5 protein-coding genes and 1 tRNA gene are annotated in these 7,247 nt (G+C 45.1%); 2 read left to right on the top strand and 4 right to left on the bottom strand.

Annotated elements, in window-relative coordinates:
* Positions 1–362 precede the first annotated feature (362 nt).
* Together DES40_RS09755 and DES40_RS09750 are read right to left on the bottom strand one after the other, a co-directional pair.
* Entirely contained in the window at positions 363–2,747 is a 2,385-nt protein-coding gene (locus tag DES40_RS09755; RefSeq protein ID WP_121101434.1) for an ATP-binding protein, read from the bottom strand.
* A 324-nt stretch (positions 2,748–3,071) separates the two neighbouring features.
* Positions 3,072–3,971 carry a LysR family transcriptional regulator gene (locus DES40_RS09750; RefSeq protein WP_121101431.1) on the bottom strand — a complete coding sequence of 300 codons (900 nt, stop codon included), beginning with the start codon at positions 3,969–3,971 and terminating at the stop codon, positions 3,072–3,074.
* A gap of 131 nt (positions 3,972–4,102) precedes the next feature.
* On the opposite strand from DES40_RS09750, the gene DES40_RS09745 reads away from it, so the two are divergent.
* Both DES40_RS09745 and DES40_RS09740 read left to right on the top strand, forming a co-directional pair.
* Entirely contained in the window at positions 4,103–4,489 is a 387-nt protein-coding gene (locus tag DES40_RS09745) for a YybH family protein (RefSeq protein ID WP_121101428.1), read from the top strand.
* Between the two features lie 113 nt (positions 4,490–4,602).
* Positions 4,603–4,986, top strand: coding sequence for a YybH family protein (locus DES40_RS09740; protein ID WP_121101425.1), 384 nt, complete (start codon positions 4,603–4,605; stop codon positions 4,984–4,986).
* Positions 4,987–5,711: 725 nt separating this feature from the next.
* Here DES40_RS09740 and DES40_RS09735 read toward each other — a convergent pair.
* Together DES40_RS09735 and DES40_RS09730 are read right to left on the bottom strand one after the other, a co-directional pair.
* A tRNA-Met gene (locus DES40_RS09735) sits at positions 5,712–5,788 on the bottom strand.
* 116 nt (positions 5,789–5,904) lie between these two features.
* On the bottom strand, positions 5,905–7,179 hold the full coding sequence (locus tag DES40_RS09730; protein ID WP_170144954.1) for a Y-family DNA polymerase: 1,275 nt from the start codon (positions 7,177–7,179) through the stop codon (positions 5,905–5,907).
* Positions 7,180–7,247 lie beyond the last annotated feature (68 nt).

The following is a 7,247-nucleotide window of genomic DNA, read 5'->3' as shown; positions in this document are numbered from 1 at the left end:
ACCAACAAAAACCCCGCTCGGTTCACTCCGGCGGGGTTTTTTGTGCTCAAATATTACAAATATAGAACAAGGCCAATAGAGGAGACAAATGCGGAGGAAATGCGGAAGGGGTAAGTTAGGGGATGGCATAGGGTTAGCAATAAGGTTTGTCTTCCACATCGCATCACACTCTCTATCAGCGGCAATTCCGGAGCGCTTTGACGATAACTAATGCCGAAATATTAGTAATGAAGTCTCGTATATATTCTGTCGCTGTATAAAGGGAGCTCATACTTGAAATGAAGCGGACTCTATCGATCGAATGAGAATGGCCGTTACTGTCCTACAGGTTGAATATCAATAGTGATAGATGCTCTGATGTATTACGCCGCTTGGGTTCTATTAGCCATGCTGGCTGGCAAGAGGCCTGCTATAGCATCATGTAACGATTTATTGCTGACGGGTTTGGCAAGTACATGACTAACATTACTCTGCATCGCCACGTCATTGTCAGAGACCGTTTGTAAGAGAAGAAGTGGAATATCAATGTAGGCGGGATTTGATTTCATCCAAGATACAAAAGTTGCTTTATCGAATTCGAAAGTCCCGCTATTGATAATTATAACATGCAGTGTTTTTTGGTGCTCATAAACTTGTTTGATTATGTAAGCGGCGGATTCAAATGTGCGTGCGACAACGCAGCGACCTTGTAGATCAGAAATTTGCGTTTTCATCATTTGCCCACTTTGTGGATTTCCGTCTAGGAGCAATATATTAGCATTTTGAATTTGCGATATAAATTCTGTATTTTCGAAGGACCCTTGGGTATTGGCGAGTTGAAGGGGAAGGGTGATTGTAAAGACAGAGCCTGTATTGACCTCGCTTTCAACTTTGATCGTACCGTTCATATGCTGAATGATCTTTTGTACGATTGATAGGCCCAGACCCGAACCATCATGTGCCCTAGAATAGGATTGATCGACCTGACTGAAGGCCTTGAAGATTTTGGAGACTTTATCCTCTGGAATACCAATGCCTGTATCTTCAATTTGAATTGTAATGTCTGCACGCTCCATTTTGCAGCGGGCCATAACATTGACGATAACATGACCTTTGTCAGTGAACTTGATGGCATTGCCAATCAGATTGGTTAAAATTTGGCGCATGCGTCCTGCATCTCCAATATATTGATCTGGCATATTGGGGGATATATTCGTGATTAAATCCAATTCTTTATCCTTGGCACTAGAGAATAAGAGGCTAGTAATATCGCCAATAGCCTCCCGAAGCGAAAAGGGTTTTTCTTCGAGTTCTAATTCTCCAGAATCAATTTTAGAGAAATCTAGAACATCATTGATAATGCGCATCAAAGATTCACCAGAGGTCATGATAATGTCAACGAAATGAGCCGTATTGGCAGGCAAGTCCGCATTTTGAAGCAATTGCGCCATACCTAGGATGCCGTTCATAGGCGTCCGAATTTCATGGCTCATTGTGGCGAGAAATTGAGATTTGGCAATGTTCGCCGTTTCGGCCTCTATACGGGCTTTATTGATTTCAGTCTCACGGGCTTTAGAGTCAGTAATATCAATGCGGAGCCCAATATATGTACCGTCACTCAGGCGTCGATGAATGGCTCTAATCCATCCGCAGGCATCTTGATATTCAGATTCAATCGCAGTTTCATACCAAGCCATTCGGGCTTCGATCCAATCTTCTTTTGTCTTGGCAATGTCGGGATGTTCATTTGGGTTCTTAATGACAACGCCATAATGGTCATCAAAGCAGGCCGTAACAAAAGTTCGCAGATCTAACCCAGGAGACAAAATATCATTCAAGAATGGCATTTGATCACGGTAGATCTTATTGCTTGTCACGAATTTTTTATCTTTATCAAAGACCAAAACACCCGTCGGTGTATTTTCAATAATATGAGAAAGCAGGTTGGAAACCGCTAGGATTTCAGCGCTAGATGTATCCTTCAGAGACACGTAATCTTGTTTGTATTTTGTAATCTCTCTTTGTTTTTCTGTTATGGTGCGATCCATTTGTAAATCAAAATAGGAAATCGCAAACCCTGCCTGAATGACAGCTAAAGATACAAGACCGATAAGTGTCGCCAAATTAGTATGGCTGATGGCTAGATTCCAACTTTGTTCAGCGCTTGTGGGTAGAATTGTGAGTGCGCCCATGCCCGTAAAATGGAGGGAGCATACAGCTAAGACTAGAGATAACGCACCTAAAATGGCTCCTTTAGCGCGTTGTGAGCGATGTAAGATTTCAAATGCAATGACAGAGAAGATCATTGAGAGGGTAATAGAGGTCGCTACAATCCCTGTATCCCACTCTTTGATCCCTGCAATATTTATGCCTTTCATGCCCATATAATGCATGAGTGATATCCCAAGGCCTAATACTGTGGCCGCAGATAAGCGTAAAAGCGGACCTTTGGCTTCTGAACGTAAGGCAAAAGCCCCAAAGGACATGGCAAAGGCGATAACAAGGGATGCAAATGTCGGTACATAAGAAAATGTAAACCCAACACCCGGGTCATAGGCCATCATTGCAACGAAATGTGTCGCCCATACACCACTTCCAAAAACAAGCGCGACGGCTACAAGCCAAAGATATTTACGCTTGCCCGAACGGCTTTCTGTTCGTGTTGATAGAAAACTTGTTGTCAGACAGGCCGTTAAACATATGACAGCAGCCAATGCGACGAGCAGAAAATTATGCTCCGTCATTAGGCAGGTATAGACTTGATACATAGCTCATCCCAAAATCGTACAAAAGATATGGGGGGTAAAGTTTATCAAACCTTAAATAGGTGTACTAAAAAGATAGCGCAAACAGCAGTTTACAGGATATTTCACAAAAAATTATCAAAGGCAGTGTCATTCGACAAACTTATAACAAAGCCGGATAAAGGTGTTTTGACGGTACGGCATCAGTTGCCAATAAAGAGATGCCACAACGTACGTCAGAAAAACTGGGCCTTAGCGTAGAAGCGTCCCAAAAGAACGGTGCGTTTTGTGCTGCAAAAGCAAATATATGATCTCTCAAGCTCCAATCCTAAATGATTAATGAGGCTCTCACATAATAGTACTTTCCTTAGCCATATCTATGAACGCACGTAACCGCCGCGGCATATGCCGTTTGCTGAGGTAGTTGAGTGAGTAACGCGGGAAAGGGGTCAGGTGAGCGTTCAAGACATCTTTCATCTTTCCAGATTTTAGGAATGGGGCCGCAATTTCCTTGTAGACATAAGCCAGTCCAAGTCCTTGTTCTGCATAATGTAGAAGTGACCGCATATCATTTACGGCGATCCTTGGTTTAGGTTGTATTGTATAGACACCATCCGGCCCGTTAAAACTCCAAGGAGCGAGTTGGCCGCTACGACCAAACGCATAACAAAGCGTATCATGATTAATAATGTCTTGAGGATGCTTGGGCGTGCCTTTGCGGGTCAGATAATCCTGCGAAACAATAATCGACATTGTAAGTGCAGGCCCAACAGTAACTGCATGTGTATCCGGCTCCAAGAGTGTGTTTGAGCGGATTGCGGCATCAATTCCTGATGTCACTAGGTCCACTTTATTGTCATCATAAATAATCTCTACGTCGACGGTTGGATAGAGAGTGGCGAACTTCGCAATTAAGTTATCAAGGAAAAAGGGGCCGGCACTATAAGGGGCAGATAGTTTCAATGTGCCTGCAACTTCATCTTTTTGTACATCAATATCACTGAGAGCTTCTTCCAGTTCTTTAACGGCTGGGAGGCTGCGCGTGTAGAGCTGTTCTCCTACTTGGGTAAGTGCAACAGAGCGGGTCGAGCGCTCAAACAATTTAACCCCTATTCGATCTTCTAACCGTTGGACAGCCTCACTTACGGATGCTGGAGCTTGACGTAATTGTTTTGCGGCTGCCCGAAATCCCCCCATGCGCGCGACCTGAACAAAGATCCGAATATCTCCAAAATTATTCCGACTCATTGTTCGTTAAACCAATCACAGTGTATGGAAGTACGTTGTTTATTCTAACGATAACATCGGCTTAATGTCTCTACAAGCTGAAAACAAAAAGCATAACGAAACCAATTAAGACCAAATTACGGAGATTATCGATGACTGAATATGAGCAAATCGAAGCGACTATCAATACTTGGAACAGTGGACTCGACTCTGGCGATATTGAAGCCATGGTAAGTACGTGCCACCCGAATGTCATGACCGTGAACGAACATCAGCCTGTGACTGTTGGCTCTCAAGCCATCCGTGACAAATACACTCCACGCATAGCGGCTGCCGAAATCACTTCCGGCTTTGATATCGAAGAGCTTCAAGTCTTTGGAGATACTGCCATCGTTTCAGGACATTTTTATGGGACAATGAAAATGCACGATACTGGTGAGGTTCGCAGCCCTAAAGGGCGATTGGTTCTGGTCTATCAGCGCGATGATGCCGGCGCATGGAAGATGATCCTAGATATGGACAATAATGGGCCAGCCTAAACGACGCTGAATCCATGGCGAGTGCTTCGACTTTCTACAGGCTTAAGGCACTCGTCAAACTCGCAAATACATCCAGCCAAATATAATGGCTAGAAGTCAAACCGGAGAAACTTATGTCCAAACATATTGCCCACCACCCCCGCGACATTGCCGACTGCGTTAGCGCATATCTTCAAGAGGGAGATTTGGACGGCATCACATCAATGTTCCACCCGGACTGTAAAGTATTCTTCCCCCCAGATCAGCCACCTAGTTTAGGGATAGAGGGCGCACGTACGGCTTTTGCTGGATTCATGGACATTAGGCCAGAAATCAAGAGTGAGGTGTTCAGTGAAGTTATCATCGGAGACATCGCGCTAATTCGTGCGAATTGGAGTGTGGTGGCACCAGACGGGAACATCATGGCGGAAGGTCAATCTACAGAAGTTGCAAAGAGATTTGAAAGCGGCGGCTGGGGGTATCTGATTGACTGTCCGTATGGCCCACCAAATTTATAATAAAACGTGCATGTAGGCTTTGTCACGTCAACAGGACTGACCCTGGTTTCTCGTGCTTTTGAATTTTACAGCACATAGATGCCGTGCCAATTCCCATTCCTGATTGGCATGATATCTAAACTTTCGGAGTGTGTTTCTTGAAATGAGGTGGCGTCGGTTACTCAAGAGATAATACATCAGACCGTGAGCAGAGGGCCGCTTTTGCGCTTGATAGACGAATCTGAATTTCTGTGATTATCGTTCCCTGTATCGTATCGGAACGTGAGAACAGTCTGTGCGGTTACACTTTCGGCTTCCAACGCCCTCTTAGCGTTTCAACCCAAACACCTTAAGCGTTGCCTCGTACGAACCAGGTCTATTTGTTACAATTCGAGTTGTCCTCTGGCCTTGGCCTCTGTGGAATAAGCGGAGCGCTGTTTTTGTATTTCGACGTCATGAAAACTGAAATTGAAAGTAAATACATCCAAACGGCGTGCTTAGTGATGTCTAGATAGGAACGGGGCTGGGCGACAATTGATGATTTCTTTTGCTATGCCTAAATAGAGTGTCTGAAAACGGGCATTGCCGTGACAAGGTCAAAAATAGCGCTGAAAGCGTTACTGGAAAAGGCTTGTGCAATAGGAAAGTGAAGTTGGTTGCGGGGGTTCGATACCCACACAACTTACGTCAAGAATATGAAAAAGCTTTGGGAAGTCAAAAACTTGCCCAGCAGAGGCAAGTTAAGTTGGTTGCGGGGGTAGGATTTGAACCTACGACCTTCAGGTTATGAGCCTGACGAGCTACCGGGCTGCTCCACCCCGCGTTACCGAAGGCGTCATATAGGGCCCTGAATCCTTGTCTTCAAGTCCTAATTCAAGAACATAACGGTTTTTTTACAGCGGTCTTTGAAGGTTGAGAGAGAAAGACAGAGAGCAGGGGTTAGGGACTACGGGTTTGTACCTGTTTCAAATATGCCTCTGCATCGGGGATGCGACCAAAGGCAATTTTTCCGCCGGCATAATCCCCAGGGGGTTGCTCTTGGAGCCCAACAGTCAGGCAGTCAGACTGAAACCGAGAGTTGGTACTGTCGATTATATCGCTGAGTCGGCTGAGTCTTTCCTGCGCGTGCGTGTCGGCAGGTGTAGAAAAAATATCTTGGGACACGTTGCCGTGAGTCGAGAGACCTTGCAGCGTAATGTAGACAGATGATATTCGGCTCAGGCTGTGTTGCTTCATACATTTATCAAAGGCGGATAGCATATATCGCAGAACCGAGTGATCATCACGAATAGGAGAGAATTGGCTTTCGGCGCTATACCGATTTCTTTTCTGGTCTCGTAGCGAAACGGTCAAACGAGAGGATAAATACCCATCTTTCCGCATGCGCCGCGCGGCTTGGCAAGTCAGAAGCCTGAGGCAGTCTTGGGCGCGTTTAGGCGTTGTCCAATCTCCTGAGAGTTGGCGGCTATGTCCATACATCGCTCTCTTTGTTGGGGCTTTTTCGAGGTTATAACCGCGAAGCATCCACCAAATTCTTTCTCCTTCCACACTATGCCATAGGGCGCGGGCTTGTTTGTTGGATATATACCAAAGGTCGCTCATGGTGCGAATACCTGCTGACCCTAAGCGAGCTTCAATACCGCCAGCAATGCCAGGCACATCCCGAAGCGGGACGTTAAGTAAACGGCCAGGCAAATCACGAGGGTGAAGTATCTCAAAGCCATTTGGTTTATTCATTTCTGCAGCAATTTTAGCCAGCAAATTACTAGAGGACAGTCCGATAGATGGGGTTATATAGGGGCCGATGTCACGGCTTAATTGCTCGCGTATGGCCTGCGAAATTTCAATACAGACTTTATCCCGTAAGGCGCCGAAGTCACATTCCATTTCGTCAACGGACCACACTTTCTTGACGGGGATATGTTTTTCAATCGCAGCAATAATTTTATGATGCATAGTTACATAAACATCATGACGTGCCGATATAACGCGCAAATCGGGGCATAAAGCTTTTGCGTCTTTGACTTTCATACCGCGATGCAGTCCAAAAGCTTTGGCCAAATAACATTGCGCTATAAGTGCTGAGTGTTCTGACGGAAAGGCGCTGACAGCCGTCGGGAAACTGTGAAAGTCAGGGGAGAGTTGTTTTTCAACATTCGCGAAAAACGCATCGAAATCGATGTATAGAGTCGTAAGTTTTGTTGGTTTTTTCACCGCGTAATATCCTTTTATGCATAAGAACATAAAGTGAACATTTAGACGAGGTATATTCGATAATTTGA

Origin of the sequence: Litorimonas taeanensis, assembly GCF_003634015.1 — a bacterium.
GTDB classification, from domain to species: Bacteria; Pseudomonadota; Alphaproteobacteria; order Caulobacterales; family Maricaulaceae; genus Litorimonas; species Litorimonas taeanensis.
The sequence above is the reverse complement of the archived record's forward strand: the minus strand, read 5'-3'. Positions and strand labels throughout refer to the sequence as shown.

Bases quoted from the DNA above. Each gene is read 5' to 3' on its own strand.
- DES40_RS09755 (WP_121101434.1), bottom strand. From the start codon at position 2,747: ATGTATCAAGTCTATACCTGCCTAATGACGGAGCATAATTTTCTGCTC.
- DES40_RS09750 (WP_121101431.1), bottom strand. From the start codon at position 3,971: ATGAGTCGGAATAATTTTGGAGATATTCGGATCTTTGTTCAGGTCGCG.
- DES40_RS09745 (WP_121101428.1), top strand. From the start codon at position 4,103: ATGACTGAATATGAGCAAATCGAAGCGACTATCAATACTTGGAACAGT.
- DES40_RS09740 (WP_121101425.1), top strand. From the start codon at position 4,603: ATGTCCAAACATATTGCCCACCACCCCCGCGACATTGCCGACTGCGTT.